Source organism: Microbacterium sp. JZ70, from assembly GCF_053903225.1.
This window is the reverse complement of the sequence record NZ_CP096405.1, coordinates 2017178-2038764: the sequence shown is the minus strand read 5'-3', so window position 1 is coordinate 2038764 and position 21587 is coordinate 2017178. Positions and strand designations below refer to the sequence as shown.

The window sequence follows — 21587 nt, the reverse complement described above, 5'->3', positions numbered from 1 at the left end:
CGCCCGACGCGGACCGCGCGCTCACGCGTGCCCGGCCTTCTCCATCTGCCGGAGCTCCTTCTTGAGGTCCTGGACCTCGTCGCGCAGCCGCGCGGCGAGCTCGAACTTGAGCTCCTCGGCGGCGACGAGCATCTGCTGCGTGAGGTCGGCGATCGCCTCCTCGAGCTGCATGGCCCCCTCCGCGGCGATGCCCTCGCGCTTGCGCACGGGCGTGGGTGCGCGCCCCTTGCCGGTCTTGGTGCGCGCGGAGTCCCGCTTCGAGAGCAGGCTCGCGGTGTCGGCCTCCTCGCGCGCGAGGGAGTCGGTGATGTCGGCGATCCTCTTGCGCAGGGGCTGCGGGTCGATCCCGTGCTCGCGGTTGTAGGCGATCTGGATCTCTCGCCGCCGCTCGGTCTCGTCGATCGCCTTGCGCATCGAGTCGGTGATGCTGTCGGCGTACATGTGCACCTCGCCGGACACGTTGCGCGCGGCGCGCCCGATCGTCTGGATGAGCGAGGTGCCCGAGCGCAGGAAGCCCTCCTTGTCGGCGTCGAGGATGGCGACCAGCGAGACCTCGGGGAGGTCGAGCCCCTCGCGCAGCAGGTTGATGCCGACGAGCACGTCGTACACGCCCTGACGCAGTTCGGTGAGCAGCTCGACGCGCCGCAGCGTGTCGACGTCGGAGTGGAGGTACCGGACGCGGACGCCGTGCTCGCCGAGGAAGTCGGTGAGCTCCTCCGCCATCTTCTTCGTGAGCGTCGTGACGAGCACGCGCTCGTCGCGGTCGACGCGCTGGCGGATCTGCTCGAGGAGGTCGTCGATCTGCCCCTTGGACGGCTTGACGACGATCCGCGGGTCGACGAGGCCCGTCGGGCGGATGATCTGCTCCACGACCGTGTCGGCCACGCCCATCTCGTACTTGCCGGGGGTCGCCGACAGGTAGACCGTCTGCCCGATGCGCTCCTTGAACTCGTCCCACCGCAGCGGCCGGTTGTCCATCGCGCTCGGCAGGCGGAAGCCGTGCTCGACGAGCGTGCGCTTGCGGGATGCGTCTCCCTCGTACATGGCGCCGATCTGCGGCACCGTGACGTGCGACTCGTCGATGACGAGGAGGAAGTCGTCGGGGAAGAAGTCGAGCAGGGTGTGCGGCGGCTCGCCCGGCGCGCGCTGGTCGAGATGGCGCGAGTAGTTCTCGATCCCGGAGCAGAAGCCGAGCTGCTGCAGCATCTCGAGGTCGAAGGTCGTGCGCATCTTCAGCCGCTGCGCCTCGAGCAGCTTGCCCTGCTTCTCGAACTCCTGCAGGCGCTCGGCGAGCTCCTCCTCGATGGTCTTGATCGCCCGCTGCACGGTGTCGGTGCCGGCCGCGTAGTGCGTCGCCGGGAAGATCGCGACCGCGTCCATGCGCTCGATGACATCGCCCGTGAGCGGGTGCAGCTTGTAGAGCGCCTCGATCTCGTCGCCGAACAGCTCGATCCGGATGGCGAACTCCTCGTACACGGGGATGATCTCGATCGTGTCGCCGCGGACGCGGAAGTTGCCGCGCGAGAAGTCGACGTCGTTGCGGTTGTACTGCATCGCCACGAACTGGCGGATGATCGCGTCGCGGTCGTAGCGCTCCCCCACCTGGAGCGCGACGAGCGCGCGGAGGTACTCCTCGGGCGAGCCGAGGCCGTAGATGCAGGACACCGTGCTCACGACGACGGCATCGCGGCGGCTCAGCAGCGTGTTCGTCGTGGAGTGCCGCAGCCGCTCGACCTCCGCGTTGATCGACGAGTCCTTCTCGATGAAGGTGTCGGTCTGCGGGACGTACGCCTCGGGCTGGTAGTAGTCGTAGTACGACACGAAGTACTCGACCGCGTTGTTCGGCAGAAGATCGCGGAACTCGTTCGCGAGCTGCGCCGCGAGGGTCTTGTTGTGCGCGAGGACGAGCGTGGGGCGCTGCACCTGCTCGATGAGCCACGCGGTCGTCGCGGACTTGCCCGTTCCGGTCGCGCCGAGCAGGACCACGTCGGTCTCACCCGCGTTGATGCGCGCGGCGAGTTCGGCGATCGCCTTGGGCTGGTCGCCGCTGGGCTGGTACTCGCTCACCACCTCGAAGGGCCGGACGCTGCGTGTGGTCTGCATGCCTCCAGCCTAGGAGGGGCGTCCGACATCGGCGCCGGAGAGCCGGAAGCGCACGCGCGCGCCGGGCGGGATCTGCCCCGCCAGGTCGAGGTCGGCGGCCACCACCGAGGCGATCACGGGATAGCCGCCGGTCAGCGGGTGGTCGGGCAGGAAGACGACCGGATGGCCGTGCGGCGGCACCTGGACGGCCCCCGTCTCCGTCCCCTCGCTCGGGAGCTCGCCCGGCACGGCGCGCGCGAGCGGCCGCGAGCCCTCGAGGCGGATCCCGACCCGGTCCGAGCGGGACGTCGCCGCCCACTCGTCGCCGAGGAGCGCGTCGAGGGCATCCGCCGCGAACCAGTCGTCGCGCGGTCCGAGCACGACCCGCAGCTCGACGGTCTCGCCAGGGGCGGGAAGAGCACACGGCGCGGGTGACCACGGTGCCACGGCCTCGCGGACCCCGGAGAGCCCGCGCAGCGGGACGACATCGCCCGCTCGGAGAGCGCGTCCGCCGAGCTCGCGCGGCCCGATGCCGGCGAGGGTGTCGGTCGCGAGGCTGCCGAGCACGGGCGTGAGAGCGAGACCGCCTCGGAACGCCACGAGGGCGCGCACACCGCGCGTCGCGAAGCCCGTCACGAGCTCGTCGCCCTCGCGGAAGGCGGTCGGCGCGCCGCGCGGCACCGGCTCGACCCCGCCGTCGGCGTGCACGAGCGCCGCGTCGACCTCCGCGCCCGCGAGCGCGAGGACGCCAGCGCCGCGGAGGCGCAGCCGCGCTCCGCCGCCGAGCAGCTCGAGGCCGGCCTCGCCGTGCCCGTTGCCGACCGCGGCGTTGGCCGCGCGCAGGGCCCCGCGGTCCGCCGCGCCCGACGCGGAGACGCCGAGGTGCGCGCGCGCCGGTCGGCCGAGATCCTGAACGAGGAGCTGCAGCCCGGGCTCGATGACCTCGACAGCAGGGGCGATGCCGCGATCGCCCGGCATGTCGACCGCGCGCGCTCCGAGCGGAGCCGGACGTCCCCTGCGTCGGTCGGCCGCGGTCGCGGGATGCGCGCGCGAGGCGTCGACGAAGCGCACGGTCGTTCCCGGGAGCAGGAGCGCGGGCGGATCCCGGTCGAGGTCCCAGAGCGCGGCGTCGGTGCGCCCGATCAGCTGCCAGCCGCCCGGGCTCTCCCGCGGGTAGACGCCCGAGTACCGGCCGGCGAGCGCGACCGCTCCCGCAGGGACGCGCGCGCGAGGCGACGCCCTCCGCGGCACGTCGAACACGGGGTCGTCGCCCACGAGATAGCCGAAGCCCGGCGCGAACCCCGTGAACGCGACGCGCCACGTGGCCGTCTGGTGGCGGGCAGCGACCTCGGCGGGCGAGAGGCCGAGGTGCTCCGCGACCTCGTCGAGGTCCTCGCCGTCGTAGTGCACGGGGATCTCGACGCAGCGGTCGGCGGCGGCCGTGCGCGCCGCGAGCGCGATCCGCTCGAGCGCGATCCGCACCTCGGGCAGGCGCCGCGGCTCGCAGCGCACGAGCACCGTGCGCTCGGCCGGGACGAGCTCGACGACCCCGACGGGCGGCGCCTCCTCGAGCGCCGCGTGGAGCCGGACCGCGCTCTCGAGGTCGTCCACCTCGACGAGGAGGGCACGGTCGGATGCCGTGAGGATGCGCCTCATGGGCGGGCGGCGAAGGGGGCGATCGCGATGCCCTCGCGCTCGAGCAGGGCGCGCACCGCGGTCGCCATGGCGACGGCCCCCTGGCTGTCGCCGTGCACGCAGACCGAGGCGGGGCGGACGCGGATGACGGTCCCATCGACGGCCTCGATCTCGCCGTCCCGCGCGAGGCGCAGGACCCGCTGGGCGACGACATCGGGGTCGTGCAGGAGCGCTCCCGTCTCGCCGCGTGGTGCGAGCGCGCCCGAGGGCAGGTAGCCGCGGTCGGCGAACGCCTCGGTGGCGGTGGCGAGGCCCGCGCGTGCTGCCGCCGCGAGGAGGGCGCTGGCGGGCAGGCCCAGGACGACGAGCCGGGAATCGACCGCGCGGACGGCCGCGGCGACGGCGGCAGCGCGCACCGGATCGGACGCGGCGGCGTTGTACAGCGCGCCGTGCGGCTTGACATAGCGGATGGCCGCGCCGTCGGCGAGAGCCTGCAGGTCGTGCAGCTGGCGCTCGATGCTCTCCTGCAGCGCGGCCGCGCCGATCTCGACGGGGCGACGTCCGAATCCCGCTCGGTCCTCGTAGCCAGGATGCGCGCCGACGACGACGCCGCGCCGGGCCGCCGCGCGGAGCGTCGCGCGGATCCCGTCGGGTGTTCCCGCGTGCGCGCCGCACGAGACGTTCGCGCTCGTGACCACCGCGAGCATCGCGTCGTCGTCGCTCACGACGCGATCCGGCGCGTTCTCGCCGAGGTCGGCGTTGAGGTCGATCACGGGCCGCCCGTGAGAGATCGCCAGAGCGCGTCGGCCTGGGCGAGCGTTTCGTCGAGCGAGCCCGACGTGTCGATGACGACATCGGCGAGGGCGAGCCGCTCGTCGTCGCCGGCCTGGCTGGCGATCCGGGCGGCGGCGTCCGCCTCGCTCATGCCCCGCTCGGTCACCAGGCGACGACGGCGCACGTCGGCCGGAGCGTGCGCGACGACGATCCGATCCCACTCCCCTGCTCCGCGGGCTTCCGCGAGGAGGGGCACGTCGTAGACGACCACGGTGTCCGGATCGGCATCGAGCGCGGCGCGGAAGCGGCGCTGCGACTCGGCCTTGACGGCCGGGTGGACGATCGCGTTGAGGCGCGCGAGCCGCTCCCGGTCGCCGAACACGATCGCGCCGAGCGCCGCACGGTCGAGTGCGCCGTCCTCGGTGAGCACGTCGTCTCCGAACTCCTCGGCGATCGCCGCGAGCACGGGCTGGCCGGGCGCCTGCACCTCTCGGACGAGCGCGTCGGCGTCCACGATGACCGCGCCGTGCTCCGCGAGCCGGCGCGCGATGGTCGACTTGCCCGACGCGATCCCGCCCGTCAGTGCTACCAGTGGCATGCCGCCAGTCTAGGAGCGCGCGAGAATGGAGGGGATGCCCACCACTGCCCGACCCGTCATCGCGATCGTCGGCGGCGGACCCCGCGGGGTCTCGCTGCTCGAGCGGATCGGCGCGAACCTCCCTCGCGGCGCCGCGCTCGACGTGCACCTCATCGACGACACGCAGATCGGAGCCGGCCGGATCTGGCGCACCGACCAGCCGCGCGAGCTGTGCATGAACACGCTCGCCGACGCCGTGACCCTCTTCACGGACGACGCCGCGAGCATCGCCGGCCCGATCCGCCCCGGCCCGACCCTCTACGAGTGGTGCCAGCTCGTCCGGCACGGCGCCCACGGCGGCGCGGATGCCGTCGTCTCGCGCATCCCGGAGGCTCACGTCGCCGCCTTCGCCCGTGTGCCGGTCCGTCCCGGCCTCGCGGGTGAGTACGGCGCCGAGCTGCGCGCGCAGCGCCCGGAGTCGCATCCGTCGCGCGCCCTCTACGGCGAGTACATCGCGTGGTGCCTCGCGCATGCGAAGGCGACCCTCCCCGCTGGCGTGCGCGTCCACGAGCACCTCGCGCGCGTCGTGGGCGCCCGGCGTCACGACGGGCGCGACATCCTCGACCTCGGCGATCGGGAGATCGCAGCAGACGCGGTCGTCGCGGCGACCGGATGGCTCGAGCGCACGGTGACCGCCGAGGAGCGCAGGATCCTCGGTGCGGTCGACGCGCACCCCTCCCTCATCTGGGTCCGCCCCGACTCGCCCGCCGATCAGTCCCTCGACAGGGTGCCCGACCGCGCCGAGGCGATCGTGCGGGGGCTCGGCATGGGCTTCTTCGACGCCATGGCCCTACTGAGCGTCGGGCGCGGCGGGCGCTTCGCCGACGACGCCGGCGCTCCGGGCGGCCTCCGATACGAGCCGTCGGGGCGCGAGCCCCTGCTCCACGTGACGTCGCGGCGCGGAGTGCCGTTCCGCGCGAAGACGCTGTACGGCTCCCTCCCGCCGCGGGCTCCTCAGCACCACCTCCGCGCCGTCGACTGGACGGCCGTCCCCCGCCCCATCGACTTCGACGGACGTGTGTGGCCGCTCATCCTGCGCGACGCGTTCGCCGACTACCACACGACGCTCGCGCGCGTGAAGCCGGACGCCGTGGATCTCCGCGCGGCCCTCGACGCCATCCGCTCCGCTCCGCTCGAGGCGACGGGCGCCGCGACCCGCGAGCGGATCTCGGTGCTCGCCGACGCGGTCTCCCCGTTCGTCGCCGATCCGGAGGATCGGCTCGACCTGGCGGCGGCCATCCTGCCGGGCGAGGGCGCCACGTGGGCGTCGCCTGCGGAGTACGCGTCCTGGGTCGAGCGGTTCGTCCTCGACGACCTCGCCGAGGCCGAGCGCGGCCTCGACAGCCCGCTCAAGGCGGCGCTGTGGTCGATCGCCTCCGCCCGCGGCGTGGTGAGCCGCATCGGCGCGTTCGGCGGCTTCGACGCGGAGTCCCGCGCCGCGGGGTTCCGAGCTCTGATGACGGTCGGCGGGATGGTCGGATCGGGGCCGCCCGCGTTCCGCAGCCGGCAGCTGCTCGCCCTCATGCGCGCGGGCATCGTGCGCTTCATCGGCCCGGGCGCCGCTGTGACGTCCGCCGACGGCGCGTTCCACGCATCCTCGCCCGCGGTCTCCGGCTCCGGGGTCTCGGCCCCCGTGCTCGTGGACGCGTGGATGCACGCCCACGACGTGGCGGAGACCGCGGACCCGCTCGTCCGCTCGCTCGCGGCGGACGGCAGGGTCCGCCCGTTCGAGGCGCCGTCCCGGGCGTCGGGCGGCGTGGCGACCGGCGGATTCGACATCGAGCCCGCCACGGGGCGCCTCGTGCACGCCGACGGCACCGTCGACCCGTCGTTCCACGTGGCCGGCATCCCGATCGACGAGACCATGCACGACGCGATCATCAGCCCGATGCCGCGCACCGACCCCACCATGCTGCGCGAGACCGATCGCGTCGCACGGTCCCTCATCGCCGCGGCCGCGGCATCCGACCACGGGAGCACGACATGACCGAGAACCGACCCGTCGCGATCGTCACGGGAGCCACCGGCGGGATGGGCACCGAGATCGTGCGCGACCTCGTCCGCACGCACCGCGTCATCGCACTCGGACGCCGCGACGACGCGCTCGCGGCGCTCGCGGCCGAGACCCACGCCGAGCCCCGCCGCCTGGACGTCACCGACCGCGACGCGCTCGCCGCTCTCTCTTCCGACCTCGACCGCGTCGATGTCCTCGTGCACGCCGCCGCGGTGGGCGACCACATCTCGGTCGAGGACGCGACGGAGGACGACTGGCTGCGGATGCTGTCGACGAACGTCGTGGGGCCCGCGCTCCTCACGCGCGCTCTGCTGCCCCAGCTGCGCGCGAGCGCGGCGACCGTCGTGTTCATCGGCTCGGGAGCAGGTACGCGGCCGGTGCCCGGCAGTGCGGTGTACACGGCGTCGAAGCACGCCCTCCGAGCCGTCGCCGACGTGCTGCGCCTCGACGAGGAGAGGCACCGCATGCGCGTCGTCACGATCGCACCCGGCCAGACCGACACGCCCATGCTGCGCGCCGGGATCCCCGCCGAGAGCTACACCGCCGAGCGGTACATCCGCCCCGCGACCGTCGCGGCGTCGGTCCGCTACGTCGTCGACCTGCCCGCCGACGCGCACATCACGGATGTGGCGCTGCGCCCGCGCCAGGAGATCGCACGCCTGTGAACGCGGAATGGGAGAAGCGGGTCGCGGCCGTCTGGGCCGACGACGACGAGTCCACCCTCGTCGAGCGGATGGCCGCGGTCGCGGCCGATGCGCCGCATCCCGCGCTCGCGGCGTTCGAGCTGGGCGGCGCGCACGACAGCGTCGGCCGCGAGGAGGAGGCGCTCGAGCTCTACGAGCGGGCTGCCGCCGCGGGGATCGCGGACCTCGACCCCGATCGGGCCGCGCAGCTCGCGATCCAGCGCGCATCGACGCTGCGCAACCTCGGCCGCGCCGACGACGCGATCGCCCTCCTCGAGGCCGCGCCTGCGCACCCCGCGACAGGTACGGCGCGGGAGGTGTTCCTCGCCCTCGCGCTGCACAGCGCGGGCCGCGACGCGGAGGCGCTGCGGACGGCGATCGAGGCGCTCGTCCCGTCGCTGCCGCGCTACCGCCGCTCGGCGGCCGCGTATGCGCGGGAGCTCACGGGCGAGTGAGCGGCCTCATGCGGAGACGATCCGCCAGCGTGCGCTGATCTTCGGCGCACCGCGCGCCCGCGCGAACGAGCGCCCCGGCCGGTTGGGGGTGGTCCGGCCGGGGCGCCCCTTCTCTCTCCCACGGATTCCTCTCCCGAGAATCCGAGCACGGGCTCCTCTCCCAAAGAGCCCGAGTCCGAGGCGGCGAGTCAGAACTCGAAGCCGCCGAAATCTCCTCCGAAATCTCCGAAGCCGCCGATGTCGGCGGCGCCGCCGTCGGCAGCCGCATCGGCGCCATCCGCGCCGCCGGCGTCGGCCGACGCGTCCTCGCCGCCCGAGCCGTCCTCCCCGCCCGCGAAGGACGGCGCGAGGAAGGCGCTCACGAGCGCCGAGCCGACGACGTAGCCGGCGACCGTCCCGAGCAGGGATCCGCCGACGATCGTCCCGAGTCCCGGGCCCTGACGGCCGCCGCCCAGCGTGCGCTCCATCGTGCCCGGGTTGAGGTACTCGGCCCGCGTGGCGGCCCGTGCCATGGTCGCGGGATCCGCATTCGCAGGACGCTCCTGCGGGGGCAGGGTCTGCGACAGATCCGCCAGGACCTGCTGCCGCTGAGCCTCGGTGAGCCGGCCGAACGCCTCGGCATGCACCTGCTCGATCGTCTCGGGCGGGGCCGTGCGGAGGAGGTAGCGGTAGCGCTCGACGGCAATCTCGTCCTCGCTCCGGCCTGCGGCGCTCGGCGGAGGCGGAGTGGTGTCCGTCGTGTACGAGCGCGAGGTGGGCCGCCCGTCGGCGTCGATCGTGCCGAAGGCGGTCGTCTGCGGAGGCGGGGTCTGCGCGTAGCTGCGCGTGCGATCCTGATCGACGGAGGTCGAGGAGCGCTCGTCGCCCATGACGGCGCGCGCAGCCTGCCTGATGCGGTCGAGGAATCCCATGATCAACCTCCTGTCGGGGTTCGTGATCCGAAGATAGCGCCCCTGGCTCCGTGCCGCGTGTCCCTTCTCTATGCGTCCGCTGTGCGCGCTCGCGGGCCGTGCCCTTGTCCTCCCCCGCCGGCGGCGGTACGGTGACCGCGTCCACCGCCACCCGCTGTGAAAGGACCGCCATGCCCCACGGAGACATCACCCACATCGACATCCCGGTGTCCGACCTCGATCGCGCCGCGGCGTTCTACGGCGAGCTGTTCGGATGGGAGATCTCGGCGCCTCCGGGCTTCGAGGAGTACCCCATGTGGCAGGCGCCGAACAAGATCTCGGGCGGAGGGCTCGCGCCGCGCAGCGCGGACTTCACGCAGCCGCGCTCGTACGTCGAGGTCGACTCGATCGACGACGTGCTGGCGAAGGCGCAGGCCGCCGGCGCGACGGTCGTCATGGAGAAGACGCCGATCACCGAGACGAGCTGGTGGGCCGTCTTCCGCGATCCGGACGGCAACGACATCGGACTCTTCGAGGGCGTCGTCGGCATGTAGCCGGCGCGCACGACAAAGGGCCGGCTCCCGAAGGAGCCGGCCCTTTGCCGTGTGATCGCAGCGTCAGCGGATCAGATCCGCCGCGTCAGCGGGATTCAGCGACCGGAGAGCTTCTCGCGCAGAGCGGCGAGAGCCTCGTCGTCGGCGAGCGTGCCGGCGCCGGTCGACTCGCTCGAGAAGGTCGGCGCGCCGAACTCCTCGCCGGCCTCGGCCTCGGCCTCGAGGGCCTTGGCGACCTGGGCCTTGTGCGACTCCCAGCGAGCCTGGGCGGCAGCGTACTCCTGCTCCCACTTCTCGCGGGCCTCGTCGAAGCCCTCGAGCCACTGGCCGCTCTCGGGGTCGAAGCCCTCGGGGTACTTGTACTCGCCGTTCTCGTCGTACTCGGTGGCCATGCCGTACAGCGCCGGGTCGAACTCGGTGCCGTTGGGGTCGACGAGGTCGTTCGCCTGCTTGAGCGAGAGCGAGATGCGACGGCGGTCGAGGTCGATGTCGATGACGCGGACGAAGACCTCCTCGCCGACCGAGACGACCTGCTCGGCGAGCTCGACGTGCTTGTTCGAGAGCTCCGAGATGTGGACGAGGCCCTCGATGCCGTCCGCGACGCGGACGAACGCACCGAACGGCACGAGCTTCGTGACCTTGCCCGGCGTGATCTGGCCGATCGCGTGGGTGCGGGCGAAGACCTGCCAGGGGTCCTCCTGCGTCGCCTTGAGCGAGAGCGAGACGCGCTCGCGGTCGAGGTCGACCTCGAGGATCTCGACGGTGACCTCCTGGCCGACCTCGACGACCTCGGAGGCGTGCTCGATGTGCTTCCACGACAGCTCCGAGACGTGCACGAGGCCGTCCACGCCGCCGAGGTCGACGAACGCACCGAAGTTGACGATCGACGAGACGACGCCCTTGCGGACCTGGCCCTTGTGCAGGTTGTTGAGGAACTGCGTGCGCGTGGCCGACTGCGTCTCCTCGAGGAGCGCGCGGCGCGACAGCACGACGTTGTTGCGGTTCTTGTCGAGCTCGAGGATCTTCGCCTCGATCTCCTGGCCGAGGTACGGCGTCAGGTCGCGCACGCGGCGGAGCTCGATGAGCGACGCGGGGAGGAAGCCGCGCAGCCCGATGTCGACGATGAGACCACCCTTGACGACCTCGATGACCGTGCCGGTGACGACGCCGTCGTTCTCCTTGATCTTCTCCACGTCGCCCCACGCGCGCTCGTACTGCGCACGCTTCTTCGACAGGATCAGACGGCCTTCCTTGTCCTCCTTCTGGAGGACGAGGGCCTCGACGTGGTCGCCGACGCTGACGACCTCGTTGGGGTCGACGTCGTGCTTGATGGAAAGCTCGCGCGAGGGGATGACGCCCTCGGTCTTGTAGCCGACATCGAGGAGGACCTCGTCGCGGTCGATCTTGACGATCGTGCCGTCGATGATGTCGCCGTCGTTGAAGAACTTGAGCGTCTTCTCGACCGCGGCCAGGAAGTCCTCAGCAGAGCCGATGTCGTTGATCGCGACCTGCTTGGTGGCCGGGGCGGTCGTTGCGTTAGTCATGTAGTGGGTTGTCCTTGTTGAGGGATGATCGGGCCTCGCGACTCGGATGCCATGGGCCTGCTGGCCGACGCACGGCACCCCGGATGAGCCGAGGCAGTGGATTGGATTGTGCTGTCCCACGCTACGCGGCACTCGGCGGCACGCCAAGAGCGCGCACGCGCGCGACAGTCAAGGTTATCAGATCGCGATGTCCGCGGCCACGCGGCTACGATGACCTGCGCGGCCGAGCGGGCCGCACGCGCCGGCGCCGGGCCGGTGCGCCGCGACGGCCGATCGGGATCCCGATGACATTCCTCCGCCTCCCCCTCCTCGCCTGGATCGTCATCGCGATCGCGCTGGGCATCCTCACCGGGCCCGTCATGCCGGAGTGGCTCGGCAACGTCTTCCTCACCTACAACTCGGTCTTCTCGGGCCTGCTCGGATTCTCGGTCCCGCTCATCATCGTCGGGCTCGTGACGCCCGCGATCGCCGAGCTCGGACGCGGCGCCGGCCGGTGGCTCGGGCTGACGGCGGCGATCGCGTACGCGTCGACCATCCTCGCCGGCCTCCTCGCCTACGCCGTCAGCCGGTGGCTCCTCACCCCGGTGATGAGCGACCGGAGTCTCGAGGCGCTCACCGAGGGCGGCGGCTCCGGGCTGACCCCGTACTTCACGGTCGCGTCCGCCCCGAGCGGTTCGGCGACCGAGATCGTGCTGCCGCCCGCACTCGACGTCATGACCGCGCTCGTGCTCGCGTTCGTCGTCGGCATCGGACTCACGGCCATCCGCGGATCGGTCGTCCTCAAGGCGGCCGTCGAGTTCCGCACGATCATCGAGTCGCTCATCCGCCACGTCATCGTGCCGGCGCTCCCCCTCTACATCTTCGGCATCTTCATGGACCTCGCCAAGAGCGGCGAGGCCGCCGATGTGGTGAGCCGGTTCCTGGTGGTCGCGGCCATCTCGTTCGGGCTCACGCTCGTCGTGCTCCTTCTCCAGTACGCGGCCGCGGGCGCGATCGCGGGCGTCAACCCGCTCAAGGCCCTCTGGAACATGCGCGACGCCTACGGCACGGCGCTCGGCACCTCGTCATCGGCCGCAACCATCCCGGTCACGCTCGAGTCGGTCAAGCGCAATCGCGTGAGCGACGCGGTCGCGGGGTTCGTCGTGCCGCTGTGCGCGACCATCCACCTCTCGGGCTCGATGGTGAAGATCACCTGCTTCTCGATCGCGATCCTGCTCATCACGGGCGGGCCGGTCGAGCTCGGGTCCTACCTGCCGTTCCTCCTCATGCTCGGCGTCATGATGATCGCGGCGCCCGGCGTCCCCGGCGGCGCGATCGCCGCGGCCGCCGGTCTGCTCACGAGCATGCTCGGCTTCGGCGAGACCGAGGTCGGCCTCATGTTCGCGCTGTACATCGCACTCGACAGCTTCGGCACGGCGACGAACGTGACCGGCGACGGCGCGATCGCACTCGTCATCAACACGCTCGCGCGGGGCAGGATCGGCGAGGACTCGGAGCAGCAGGACGCCGTCCGCACCTGACCGGTGAGGGCGCGCGCTCGGCGCGCCCGAGGATGTCCGACCCCTCGCGCACAATGCCGGTATGGACATCCTCCTCGTCATCGCCATCGCCGTGATCGCCGCGGCCCTCGCCGGGGCGCTCGGCTTCGTCGTCGGCCGCCAGCGCGGGAGCGCGGCAGACGCCGAGCAGCGCGCGGAGCTCGGCGCCGCCCGCCTGCAGATCGCGAGCCTGCAGCGCGACGTCGCGTCGGCGCGCGCGGAGACCGCGGCGCGCGTCGCGGAGGAGCGCACGCGCGCAGCCGAGCGGGTCGACGAACTGCGCGCCGACCAGAAGCGCCTCGCCGACGAGTTCGACGCGCTCAGCCGGCGCGCGCTCGAGGCCAACACGCGGAGCTTCCTCGCGCAGGCCGAGGAGCGCCTCACGCGCAGCCAGAGCGAGGGCGCGGCCGAGCTGCGCCGACGGCAGGAGGCGGTCGAGCGGCTCATCGCCCCCATCCGCGAGACGCTCGACACCGTCAAGACCGAGGTGTCGACCGCCGAGAGGGCGCGGCTCGAGGCGAACGCCGCTCTCGCGGAGCAGCTCGCGCACATGCGGCGCTCGTCGGAGGCGCTCGGCTCGGAGACCCGCAACCTCGTGAACGCGCTGCGCGCTCCTCAGGTGCGCGGGCGGTGGGGCGAGCTCCAGCTGCGGCGGGTCGTGGAGGCCGCCGGCATGCTCAACCACGTCGACTTCGCCGAGCAGTCCCACCATGTCACCGACGACGGAGCGCTCCGGCCCGACCTCGTCATCCACCTCGCGGGCGACAAGCGCGTCGTCGTCGACTCCAAGGTCGCGTTCAGCGGCTACCTCGAGGCCATGGAGGCGACCGACGACGCGGTGCGCGCGCAGCGACTGCAGGCTCACGCCCGCCACCTCCGCAAGCACATCGACGACCTCGGCGCGAAGGAGTACTGGGACGCGGTGGCCGGGTCGCCCGAGTTCGTCGTGATGTTCGTCCCCGCCGAGCCCTTCCTCGCCGCCGCCCTCGACGAGGACGCGACACTGTACGAGTACGCGTTCGAGCGCAACGTCGTGATCGCGACTCCCTCGACGCTCGTCGCCCTGCTGCGCACGGTGGGTCACGCGTGGCGACAGGACCAGCTCGCACAGGAGGCGCAGCAGATCTTCCTCGTCGGCAAGGAGCTGCACAAGCGCCTCGGCACGCTCGGCGCGCACCTCGCGACGCTCGGGAAGCGCCTGAACGCCACCGTCGAGGCGTACAACCGTTTCGCCGGATCGCTCGACCGGAACGTCGTGACCCAGGCGCGCCGCTTCAGCGCCCTGCAGGGGCTCGACGAGGTCCTGACGGAGACGGCGCCTGTCGAGGCGCTCGCGATCGCCCCGCAGAAGGCCGACCTCTACGCCGACGAGCCGACGGCGTCGTTCGCGCCCGAGGCGATCGCGCAGGTGCGCGAGGAGCGCCTCTGACCGCCCCTCTTGACGACGCCCATGGGCGTCGCTAGCTTTCGAGAAACCGGTTACTGCACGATGACGTGCCCGGTGCGCCTGCACCGCCGGTCCCTCGAAGGAGAGCGAACATGCCCTGGAGACATCCTCGACGACACCCCTCCCCGATCGCCGTCGGCGTCCTCGCGACCGCCGTCGGCGCATCCCTCCTCGCGGCGCCCGCGCACGCCCAGCCGAGCGCCGCCCCCGCAGCGGAGGGCGCGCCGGCGCCTGCGGTCCCCGTGGAGCGGCAGACGCTTCCCGCGGGCGACGGATGGGCCTCCCTCGACGGCGGGACGACCGGCGGGGCCGACGCGCCGGCCGACCGCGTGATCGACGTCCGCACCCGCGACGAGCTCGTCGCGGCCGTTGCGGGCGACGAGCCCAAGATCGTCCGGGTCGTCGCGGACATCGACGCGAACACCCGCGCCGACGGCACGCGGATCGCGTGCGAGGAGTACGCACGAGACGGCTACTCGCTCGACGCGTACCTGGCGGCATACGACCCCGCGGTGTGGAGCGGCCCTGCGAAGGGGGCGCTGGAAGACGCGCGCAAGGCGTCGCAGGCAGTGCAGCGCGCGCAGATCGAGGCGCGCATCGGCTCGAACACGACGGTCATCGGCGTGGGCGACGTCGCGCTCACGGGATTCACCTTCCAGGTGTCGGGTGTCGACGACGTGATCATCCGGAACCTCCGCATCTCCGACGCCTACGACTGCTTCCCGACGTGGAACGGCGAGACCTGGAAGACCGAATGGGACAACCTCGTCGTCTCGGGATCGACGCACGTCTGGCTCGACCACCTCACCCTCGACGACGGCGACACGGTCGACGCCGATCAGCCGGTCTACTTCGGCGAGCGCTTCCTGCGGCACGACGGCCTGCTCGACGTCGTCCGCGCGGCCGACCTCGTCACGATCTCGTGGAGCCGGATGCAGGGGCACGACAAGTCGCTCCTCTGGGGCAACGGCGACGATCGCATCACCGACCGCGGCGCGCTGCGGGTCACGCTGCACCACAACGAGCTCGTCGACCTCAACCAGCGCGCTCCCCGCGTGCGCTTCGGGCAGGCGCACGTGTACGACAACACCTACCGGGTGACCGACCCCGGCCACTACATCTACTCGTGGGGCGTCGGCGTCGAATCGAGCATCATCGCGCGCGAGAACACCTTCGAGCTTGCCGAGGGAGTGACCCCCGACCGGATCATCGGCCACTTCGGCGGCACCGGCATCGACGCCGCGGGCACCTGGGTGAACGGCGCGGAGGTCGACGTGCTGGCGGCCTACAACGCGGCGAACCCGGATCTGCCCCTCGCGGGCGCCGTGACCGGGACCGCCGGCCCGCATGGCCCGATCCAGCCCGCGGAGGTCGCGGCCCGCGCGGTCGCCGAGGGGGCCGGCTCCGGCGTCCTCGAGACCTGGCGCGACCCGCTCGACCCTGCGCATGCGGGAGCGGATCTGCTCGCCGTGATCGGCGCGCCCGCCGATGCGACCGCCGACGGGCCGGTGTGGGCGCCCACGGCGACCGGCTTCGCCTCGCTCCCGTCGCCCGAGCGGCCGCAGGGCACGACGGGCGGAGCGGGCGGCGCGACCGTGACCGTGCGCACGGCCGACGAGCTCACCCGGCACGCGGCCGCGCGCCATCCGCTCGTCATCCTCGTCGAGGGCGCCATCGAGGTCCCGTTCGGCGAGATGATCGAGGTCGCCGACGACAAGACGATCGCGGGAGCCGACGCCGATGCCGCGCTCGTCGGCGGCGGCCTCCTCCTCAGGGGCTCGTCCAACGTCATCGTGCGGAACCTCTCCTTCCGCGACTCGTACGTCCCTGGCGACTGGGACGGCAAGACCCGCGAGAACGACAACGACGGCATCCGGATGGATGCCGCGACGCACGTGTGGATCGACCACAACGACTTCGCGCGCCTCGGCGACGGCCTCGTCGACGTGCGGAAGGGGTCGACAGCGGTGACGCTCTCGTGGAACACGTTCTCCGACCACAACAAGACGGTCGGGATCGGATGGTCCGAGGAGGTCGCGACGGAGATCACGCTGCACCACAACCGCTTCTCGAACACCTACCAGCGCAACGCGAGCATCGGCGGGGCATCCGCCGCGCACGCGTACAACAACCATCTCGAGGGCACGGGGAGCTACGGCATGCTCGCCCGCGAGGGATCGCAGGTGGTCGTCGAGCAGAGCTACTTCGAGAACGGCGAGGACCCCATCGTGGCCTACGGCGACGGCTCGGCCGTGGACTCCCGGGACAACGTGTTCACCGGCACCCGCGGTCGACGCGACGACACCGGCGCGACGTTCGAGCCCGCCGATCGCTACGCGTACCACCCCGACCCCGCCCGGGAGATCCCCGCGATCCTCGCCGCGCATGCGGGCTCGCTCGGCGACGAGGAGGCCGTCGGCGACTCGGTCACGGTCGCGCTCGACGGCACGAGCGACTTCGCGAGCGTGAGCGCTGCCGTCGGCGCCGCCGCACGCGCGGATCATCCCGTCGAGGTCGTCGTGCAGCCCGGGGTGTACCGCGAGGTCGTCCGGATCTGGCCGGACGCCGACGGGCTCACGATCCGCGGCGCGACGGGCATCGCCGAGGACGTCGTGATCACGTACGATCTCGCGGCCGGGCAGCAGAAGTTCTACGGCGGCACGCAGGGGCACACCGGCTCGCCCACCGTCTCCGCGATGGCCGACGATGTGACGCTCGCTGACCTCACGATCGAGAACGCCTACGACGAGGCCGCGAAGGGGCAGAGCCAGGCGCTTGCGCTGCGCACGGTCGGCGATCGCACGGTGCTCGACGGCGTGCGCTTGCTCGGCAACCAGGACACGTTCCTCGCCGACACCCCGCACATCACGCAGACCTCGCGCGTGTACGTGACCGACTCCTACATCGAGGGCGACGTGGACTTCATCTACGGACGCGCCACGGCCGTGTTCGAGGACAGCCGGATCCACTCCCTCGACCGCGGCCAGGCCGTGAACGGCTACGTCGCGGCGCCCTCGACCGCGGCGGGCGTCGCGGGCTTCCTCTTCCAGGGCAGCCGGTTCACGTCCGACGCGGCCGCCGGCACGGTGTTCCTCGGTCGGCCGTGGCACCCGAGCAGCAACCCCGACGTCGACCCGTCGATGGTCGTCCGCAACTCGCACCTCGGTGCGCACATCTCCACGCCGGCGTGGACCGACATGAGCGGATGGCGGTGGCAGGACGACCGGTTCGCCGAGTACCGGAACCGGGGCGACGGGGCCGCCGTCGCCGGCGCCGACGGACGACCGCAGCTGACGAAGGAGCAGGCTCGCGATCACACGCGGGAGGCGTACCTGCAGGGCGACGACGGCTGGAGCCCCTGGCTCTGAGCGCGGGTCGGCGGTGCGGGAGCGTCCGACGACGCTCCCGCACCGCCTGGCGCATGCACGATGATGGAGGGACACCGCGCACGGCGCCGCCGTCCGCCCAGCCATCGAGGAGGCGCTCGTGACCGACGACAGCACGCCCGACATCCCTCCGGCTCCCGCGTCGCCTCCCCCGCAGCCGCCGTCGGCAGCGCCGACACCGCCCCCGGCTCCGATCCCGCCGTACGCGGCGCCGCCCGCGCCGCCCTACGGCGCTCCGCCCTACGGCGCTCAGCCGACTCCGCCCTACGGGGCACAGCCGGCTCCGCCCTACGGCGCTCCGCCCTACGGTGCTCAGCCCGCACCGCCCTATGGCGCTCAGCCCGCACCGCCCTACGGCTCGCCTTACGCCGCCTACGGAGCGCCCCCATCCGCCCCGGGTCCCCGACCCGGCATGGCCCTCGCGATCACCGCGATCGTGCTCGCGGGCGTCGGCTTCGTCTTCGCCCTCATCCCCGTCGTGACCGGCCTGTCGTGGTTGTTCCTCATCGCCGCGATCGTCGTGGCGATCGTCGCCCTCGTCCGCAGGGCGGAGGGCAGGGGCCTCAGCATCGCCGCGATCGTCGTCGCGGTCGCGGGCGGGATCGCGTCGATCGTCGTCCTCGTCGTGTCGGTCTTCGCCGCCGTGGGCTCGTTCATCTCGTCCCCGCCGGCACTCGGCCCGACGGATCTGTACGAGCCGCCCGCCGAGTCGATCACCGTCGACATCGAGACGACCGAGACCGCCTTCGGCCGTCTGCGGGGCGACGACGACTACTGGTGGTACGTCGCGGTGCTCGAGGTGCCGCAGAGCGACGTCGCATACGAGTACGCGTTCCTCGACGTCGAGGCGCACACGGCCGACGGCGACGTGCTCGACGCCGGCTCGACGCCGCGCACGCTGCTGCCGGGCACAACCGTCGTGACGGGATACTTCGAGGCAGCCGATGAGGAGATCGACGGCATCGAGGTGATCGACCCGGTCGTCGAGGAGTACGACGAGGCGCCCATCGAGGAATACGGTCCCCTCGTCGTCGGCGAGCTGACCGACGTGTCCGACGAGTACTCGACGTCCGTGGAGGGCGTCGTGACCACGGAGGGCACGGCCGACATCGAGCTCGCCGAGGTGATCGTGCTCGCGCGGGACGCCGACGGCGTGATCTTCGAGGTCACGACGGCGTACCCGGACGCCGCCGTCACCGCGGAGGAGGGCGCTCCATTCGAGGCGCTCTTCATCGAGGTGCACCCCGAGGGCACCACCTACGAGGCGTACGCCGCCGCCTTCTGATCCGCGAAGGAGAACCCATGACCCCCACCGGCGCATCCCCCGACGTCCTCGTCGTCGGAGAGGCCCTCGTCGACATCGTGCACCGCGCCGACGGCACCGTCGACGAGAAGCCGGGAGGGAGCCCCGCGAACGTCGCGATCACCCTGGGACGCCTCGGCCGCCGCCCGCGTCTCCTCACGCATGTCGGCGACGACGACCGCGGCCGCCTCGTGCGCGCGTGGCTCGAGGACTCCGGCGTCGAGGTGACCGGGCGCGCGGCCGCACGGACGTCCACCGCGACGGCCGTCCTCGATGCGACCGGCGCCGCGCGCTACGCGTTCGCGATCGAGTGGGATGTCGACGCCGCGGGCGCGGACATCCCGGGCGCCGTCCACGTCGGATCGATCGCGACGACGCTCGCCCCCGGCGCCGACGCCGTGCTCGCCCTCGTCGAGCGCGCACGCGGCCGCGCGCTGGTGACGTTCGACCCGAACATCCGCCCGAGCCTCGTGACGGACGCAGACGACGTCCGCCGCCGCGTCCGCGCGCTCATCGAGCGCGCGGACGCGGTGAAGGCGAGCGACGAGGATGTCGCCTGGCTGCATCCCGGAGCCGACCTCGAGGAGGTCGCACGTGCCTGGGTCGCCGCGGGACGCGCGCTCGTCGTGATCACCTCCGGGGCCGAGGGAGCGCTCGCGGCGACCGCGAGCGGGGTCGTGCGGGTCCCCGCGCCGCGCGTCGACGTGGTCGACACCGTCGGAGCCGGAGACACCTTCATGGGCGCACTCGTCGACGGCCTGCTCGATGCGGACGCGTCCGGGTCGCGCGCGCGAGAGACGGTCGCCGCGCTCGACAGCGCACGGCTGACGTCCCTCCTGCGGCGCAGCGCCGACGCCGCCGCGGTGACGGTGTCGCGCCCCGGCGCCGACCCGCCGACGCGCGCCGAGCTCGACGCCCGCGGCTGATCACCCCTCGGGCAGCGCAGCGGCCTTCGCGCGCAGCACGTCGCGCTCGCGCTCGTTCGCCGTCCGCCGCGCCGCCTCCTCGAGGGCCGCGCGCGCCTCGGCGTTCCGGCCGAGGCGCGCGAGGAGCTCACCGCGGACCGACGGCAGCAGGTGCGAGCCGGCGAGAGCGCCCGACCGGTCGAGCTCGTCGACGATCCGCAGCGCGCTGGCCGGGCCGGTCGCCATCGCGACGGCGACCGCCCGATTCAGCTCGACGACGGGCGAGGGGGCGAGGCGCGCGAGCGCCTCGTAGAGGAGGACGATGCGCTCCCATTCGGTCGACTCGACCGAGGTCGCGACGTCGTGGCACTCGGCGATCGCCGCCTGGAGAGCGTATGCCCCGCGCCCTCGCCCGAGCGCATCCGCGCGGGCGAGCGCGGCCCTGCCACGGGCGATGAGCTGCCGGTCCCACCGCGTCCGGTCCTGCCGGTCGAGCAGCACCGGCTCGCCGTCGGGGCCGAGTCGCGCGGGGAACCGCGCGGCCGTGAACTCCATGAGGGCGACGAGGCCGTGCACCTCGGGCTCGCGCGGCGCGAGCTCCGCGAGCACGCGGCCGAGTCGGAGCGCCTCGTGCGCGAGATCCGCGCGCAGCCACCGCTCGCCCGAGCTGGCGACGTGCCCCTCGTTGAACACGAGGTAGAGCACGCTCAGCACCGTGCCCATCCGCTCGGCGAACTCCTCCCGCCCCGGCACCTCGAACGGCGCCTTCACCGCGGCGAGCGTCTTCTTCGCGCGGACGATGCGCTGCTGGACGGTCGCGACGGGCAGGAAGAAGGCGCGCGCGATCTCCTCGGTCGTGAGACCGCCGACGACGCGGAGGGTCAGCGCGATCTGCGCCTCGCGCGAGAGCGCGGGGTGGCAGGCGATGAACACGAGCCGCAGCACGTCGTCGTCGATCTTGTCGGGATCGTACGGCTCGCCGTCCGCGTCGGCGCTCTCGATCTCGCGCGCGATCGCCGCGTAGCGCTCGTCGAGCCGCTCGCGCCGCCGCCATCCGTCGATCGCCCGGCGCTTGGCGACCGCGACGAGCCACGCGCCCGCGTTGGCGGGGACGCCGTCGCGCGGCCACTGCTCGAGCGCTGCCGCGAGGGCGTCCTGCGCGAGGTCCTCGGCGGTCGCGAAGTCGCCCGTGAACCGCGTGAGCGTCGCGACGATGCGGGCCGACTCGATCCGCCACACGGCCTCGACGCTCCGACGCGCGGATGCCGCCGCGCGCGATGCGCGCGCGGCGGCATCCGTCGTGTCGCTCATGGAATCACTCGGTGCCGAGCTGCTCGCGCCACCCGGCCTCCTTCTGGATCCACTCGTTGTCGGCGGGGAAGTCCTCGACGCCGCTGATGCGGCGCACCTCGAGCTTGCTGCCGGGGCCGAGCGGCGCGCGCTTGGCCCACTCGACCGCCTCCTCGATCGTCGGCACGTCGAGGATCCAGAAGCCGTTGAAGAGCTCCTTCGTCTCGCCGTACGGGCCGTCGGTCGCGACCGGCGGCTGGCTCGAGAAGTCGACGACAACGCCCTCTGCGGCGTCCGTGAGCCCCTCGCCGCCGGCGAGGACGCCGGCCTTCATCATCGACTCGTTGTAGGCCCCCATCGCCGCGATGATCTGCTCGAAGGGGATGTCCTTCGACGCGGCGAGAGCCTCGTCGGTGTCTCGCATGATCAGCATGTACTTGCCCATGATGT

The 21587-nt window shown here is 72.7% G+C and carries 17 protein-coding genes; 9 read left to right on the top strand and 8 right to left on the bottom strand.

Annotation, left to right across the window (positions count from 1 at the left end; translation table 11 throughout):
* Nucleotides 1-21: 21 nt before the first annotated feature.
* From uvrB to coaE, 4 genes are read right to left on the bottom strand one after another with little or no spacing between them, the layout of a single operon-like run.
* A complete protein-coding gene (gene uvrB / locus M1D46_RS09205; protein ID WP_271174030.1) occupies nucleotides 22-2103 on the bottom strand; it encodes an excinuclease ABC subunit UvrB in 2082 nt (693 codons plus the stop codon).
* A 9-nt stretch (nucleotides 2104-2112) separates the two neighbouring features.
* On the bottom strand, nucleotides 2113-3738 hold the full coding sequence (locus M1D46_RS09200; RefSeq protein WP_456285387.1) for a 5-oxoprolinase subunit B/C family protein: 1626 nt from the start codon (nucleotides 3736-3738) through the stop codon (nucleotides 2113-2115).
* Nucleotides 3735-4490, bottom strand: a complete 756-nt coding sequence (pxpA, locus tag M1D46_RS09195) for a 5-oxoprolinase subunit PxpA (protein ID WP_456285385.1) — start codon at nucleotides 4488-4490, stop codon at nucleotides 3735-3737. The genes M1D46_RS09200 and pxpA overlap by 4 nt, the downstream gene beginning before the upstream one ends.
* Nucleotides 4487-5089 carry a dephospho-CoA kinase gene (gene coaE, locus M1D46_RS09190; RefSeq protein WP_456285384.1) on the bottom strand — a complete coding sequence of 201 codons (603 nt, stop codon included), beginning with the start codon at nucleotides 5087-5089 and terminating at the stop codon, nucleotides 4487-4489. The genes pxpA and coaE overlap by 4 nt, the downstream gene beginning before the upstream one ends.
* Nucleotides 5090-5123: 34 nt before the next feature.
* Between coaE and M1D46_RS09185 the strand changes: the two genes are divergently transcribed.
* The 3 genes from M1D46_RS09185 to M1D46_RS09175 are packed head-to-tail and all read left to right on the top strand — an operon-like array spanning nucleotide 5124 to nucleotide 8280.
* The gene (locus M1D46_RS09185; RefSeq protein WP_456285383.1) at nucleotides 5124-7115 is read left to right on the top strand and encodes an FAD/NAD(P)-binding protein; all 1992 of its coding nucleotides are present in this window, start codon (nucleotides 5124-5126) and stop codon (nucleotides 7113-7115) included.
* The gene (locus M1D46_RS09180) at nucleotides 7112-7807 is read left to right on the top strand and encodes an SDR family oxidoreductase (RefSeq protein WP_271174025.1); all 696 of its coding nucleotides are present in this window, start codon (nucleotides 7112-7114) and stop codon (nucleotides 7805-7807) included. Before M1D46_RS09185 ends, M1D46_RS09180 begins: the two co-directional genes overlap by 4 nt.
* Complete coding sequence (locus M1D46_RS09175; protein ID WP_456285382.1) at nucleotides 7804-8280, top strand: tetratricopeptide repeat protein; 477 nt, start codon at nucleotides 7804-7806, stop codon at nucleotides 8278-8280. The genes M1D46_RS09180 and M1D46_RS09175 overlap by 4 nt, the downstream gene beginning before the upstream one ends.
* A gap of 188 nt (nucleotides 8281-8468) precedes the next feature.
* Here the strand turns inward: M1D46_RS09175 and M1D46_RS09170 are convergent, their stop codons facing one another.
* The gene (locus M1D46_RS09170; protein ID WP_456285381.1) at nucleotides 8469-9191 is read right to left on the bottom strand and encodes a hypothetical protein; all 723 of its coding nucleotides are present in this window, start codon (nucleotides 9189-9191) and stop codon (nucleotides 8469-8471) included.
* 170 nt (nucleotides 9192-9361) lie between these two features.
* Here M1D46_RS09170 and M1D46_RS09165 point away from each other — a divergent pair, with 170 nt between their 5' ends.
* The gene (locus M1D46_RS09165; protein ID WP_271174022.1) at nucleotides 9362-9724 is read left to right on the top strand and encodes a VOC family protein; all 363 of its coding nucleotides are present in this window, start codon (nucleotides 9362-9364) and stop codon (nucleotides 9722-9724) included.
* A 95-nt stretch (nucleotides 9725-9819) separates the two neighbouring features.
* Here the strand turns inward: M1D46_RS09165 and rpsA are convergent, their stop codons facing one another.
* The gene (gene rpsA, locus M1D46_RS09160; RefSeq protein WP_271174021.1) at nucleotides 9820-11268 is read right to left on the bottom strand and encodes a 30S ribosomal protein S1; all 1449 of its coding nucleotides are present in this window, start codon (nucleotides 11266-11268) and stop codon (nucleotides 9820-9822) included.
* Between the two features lie 284 nt (nucleotides 11269-11552).
* Here rpsA and M1D46_RS09155 point away from each other — a divergent pair, with 284 nt between their 5' ends.
* From M1D46_RS09155 to M1D46_RS09135, 5 genes are all read left to right on the top strand, one after another.
* Nucleotides 11553-12788 (top strand): dicarboxylate/amino acid:cation symporter, encoded by a 1236-nt coding sequence (locus M1D46_RS09155; RefSeq protein ID WP_456285380.1) that lies wholly within the window; start codon nucleotides 11553-11555, stop codon nucleotides 12786-12788.
* Nucleotides 12789-12849: 61 nt separating this feature from the next.
* Entirely contained in the window at nucleotides 12850-14235 is a 1386-nt protein-coding gene (gene rmuC, locus M1D46_RS09150) for a DNA recombination protein RmuC (RefSeq protein WP_421075761.1), read from the top strand.
* 110 nt (nucleotides 14236-14345) lie between these two features.
* Nucleotides 14346-17621 carry a pectinesterase family protein gene (locus tag M1D46_RS09145; protein ID WP_456285379.1) on the top strand — a complete coding sequence of 1092 codons (3276 nt, stop codon included), beginning with the start codon at nucleotides 14346-14348 and terminating at the stop codon, nucleotides 17619-17621.
* A gap of 118 nt (nucleotides 17622-17739) precedes the next feature.
* Nucleotides 17740-18924 (top strand): hypothetical protein, encoded by a 1185-nt coding sequence (locus M1D46_RS09140; RefSeq protein WP_456285378.1) that lies wholly within the window; start codon nucleotides 17740-17742, stop codon nucleotides 18922-18924.
* Between the two features lie 17 nt (nucleotides 18925-18941).
* Nucleotides 18942-19868 (top strand): carbohydrate kinase family protein, encoded by a 927-nt coding sequence (locus tag M1D46_RS09135; protein WP_456285377.1) that lies wholly within the window; start codon nucleotides 18942-18944, stop codon nucleotides 19866-19868.
* Here M1D46_RS09135 and M1D46_RS09130 read toward each other — a convergent pair whose 3' ends face one another.
* Together M1D46_RS09130 and M1D46_RS09125 are read right to left on the bottom strand one after the other, a co-directional pair.
* Nucleotides 19869-21158, bottom strand: coding sequence for an RNA polymerase sigma factor (locus M1D46_RS09130; RefSeq protein WP_456285376.1), 1290 nt, complete (start codon nucleotides 21156-21158; stop codon nucleotides 19869-19871).
* A gap of 4 nt (nucleotides 21159-21162) precedes the next feature.
* Nucleotides 21163-21582: a YciI family protein gene (locus tag M1D46_RS09125; protein ID WP_282979800.1), complete on the bottom strand. Its 420-nt coding sequence runs from the start codon at nucleotides 21580-21582 to the stop codon at nucleotides 21163-21165.
* Nucleotides 21583-21587: the final 5 nt, after the last annotated feature.

Bases quoted from the DNA above. Each gene is read 5' to 3' on its own strand.
- M1D46_RS09170 (WP_456285381.1), bottom strand. From the start codon at position 9,191: ATGGGATTCCTCGACCGCATCAGGCAGGCTGCGCGCGCCGTCATGGGC.
- uvrB (WP_271174030.1), bottom strand. From the start codon at position 2,103: ATGCAGACCACACGCAGCGTCCGGCCCTTCGAGGTGGTGAGCGAGTAC.
- M1D46_RS09125 (WP_282979800.1), bottom strand. From the start codon at position 21,582: ATGGGCAAGTACATGCTGATCATGCGAGACACCGACGAGGCTCTCGCC.
- M1D46_RS09200 (WP_456285387.1), bottom strand. From the start codon at position 3,738: ATGAGGCGCATCCTCACGGCATCCGACCGTGCCCTCCTCGTCGAGGTG.
- rmuC (WP_421075761.1), top strand. From the start codon at position 12,850: ATGGACATCCTCCTCGTCATCGCCATCGCCGTGATCGCCGCGGCCCTC.
- M1D46_RS09145 (WP_456285379.1), top strand. From the start codon at position 14,346: ATGCCCTGGAGACATCCTCGACGACACCCCTCCCCGATCGCCGTCGGC.
- M1D46_RS09130 (WP_456285376.1), bottom strand. From the start codon at position 21,158: ATGAGCGACACGACGGATGCCGCCGCGCGCGCATCGCGCGCGGCGGCA.
- rpsA (WP_271174021.1), bottom strand. From the start codon at position 11,268: ATGACTAACGCAACGACCGCCCCGGCCACCAAGCAGGTCGCGATCAAC.
- M1D46_RS09165 (WP_271174022.1), top strand. From the start codon at position 9,362: ATGCCCCACGGAGACATCACCCACATCGACATCCCGGTGTCCGACCTC.
- M1D46_RS09155 (WP_456285380.1), top strand. From the start codon at position 11,553: ATGACATTCCTCCGCCTCCCCCTCCTCGCCTGGATCGTCATCGCGATC.
- M1D46_RS09135 (WP_456285377.1), top strand. From the start codon at position 18,942: ATGACCCCCACCGGCGCATCCCCCGACGTCCTCGTCGTCGGAGAGGCC.
- coaE (WP_456285384.1), bottom strand. From the start codon at position 5,089: ATGCCACTGGTAGCACTGACGGGCGGGATCGCGTCGGGCAAGTCGACC.
- M1D46_RS09180 (WP_271174025.1), top strand. From the start codon at position 7,112: ATGACCGAGAACCGACCCGTCGCGATCGTCACGGGAGCCACCGGCGGG.
- M1D46_RS09185 (WP_456285383.1), top strand. From the start codon at position 5,124: ATGCCCACCACTGCCCGACCCGTCATCGCGATCGTCGGCGGCGGACCC.